At 41.2% G+C, this 823-nt stretch carries 1 protein-coding gene; it reads right to left on the bottom strand.

What is annotated here, in order from left to right; genetic code table 11:
• Positions 1–14: 14 nt before the first annotated feature.
• Positions 15–823, bottom strand: an 809-nt coding sequence (locus WDC_RS09275; protein ID WP_044011564.1) for an IS30-like element ISLpl1 family transposase, incomplete at its 5' end; no start/stop codon positions are given.

The raw sequence follows: 823 nt of genomic DNA, 5'->3' as shown, positions 1-823 counted from the left end.
GGTAGATTGCAAATTTAATCCGAATTTTTGGACAAATTTGTCAGCATAACCTGATACGGTGTTTGCCAGTCGAGTATTTTAAGCGGTCGCTGGTTAATTTGGAGTAACGTCGTCGTTAAATCTTGAGCACTAATGTGCTCAAAACGAGTCCCTTTAGGATAAAAATAACGTAAATTCCGATTAAAGCGTTCATTACTACCACGTTCAGCTGGCGTATAAGCATGGCAGTAATAGGTCTTAATACCATATTGTGATTCAAGTGATACTAGCCCACTAAACTCAGTGCCACGGTCCACAGTAAAGCTGTGCACCGGACCATTAAAAGTGGTTAGGAACTTAGTTAGTGCTTCATTAACAGTCGCTGTCGTCCGATCTTTTAACCGGTATGCCCAAAGGAACCGTGATTTTCGATCGATTAAAGTTAATAAAACTGCCTTACTATGCCCACGAGGACCAACGACTGTATCTAGTTCAAAATCGCCGATGCGATTATGTTGATTAATCATCATGGGACGCTGTTCAATTGATCGCCCCAAAGATTGATTATATTTGGATCGTTGGTCAACGTTACGCCGTTGGCGTACGCCATGTTCAGGTAGATCATTCAAGGAGAAACCAATTCTCCCCTGATTTAGCCAATTATAAATAGATTTAGTAGCTAGTTTAAATTCGTGAGCAATCATTCCTGGTGACCAGCTTAGACGTAAATGGTTGAGAATTTTTTGCTTTAACTCATCGCTCAGCTTAGTTTTCCGACCACATCGTGATCGCTTGTATTCGGCATCTGTTTGTGCTAATTCAGCCTGATAAGGTTGACATCGAG

Origin of the sequence: Paucilactobacillus wasatchensis (genome assembly GCF_000876205.1) — a bacterium.
Taxonomy (GTDB): Bacteria; Bacillota; Bacilli; order Lactobacillales; family Lactobacillaceae; genus Paucilactobacillus; species Paucilactobacillus wasatchensis.
Note: the sequence above shows the minus strand (reverse complement) of the source record. Positions and strands in the feature narration are given on the sequence as shown.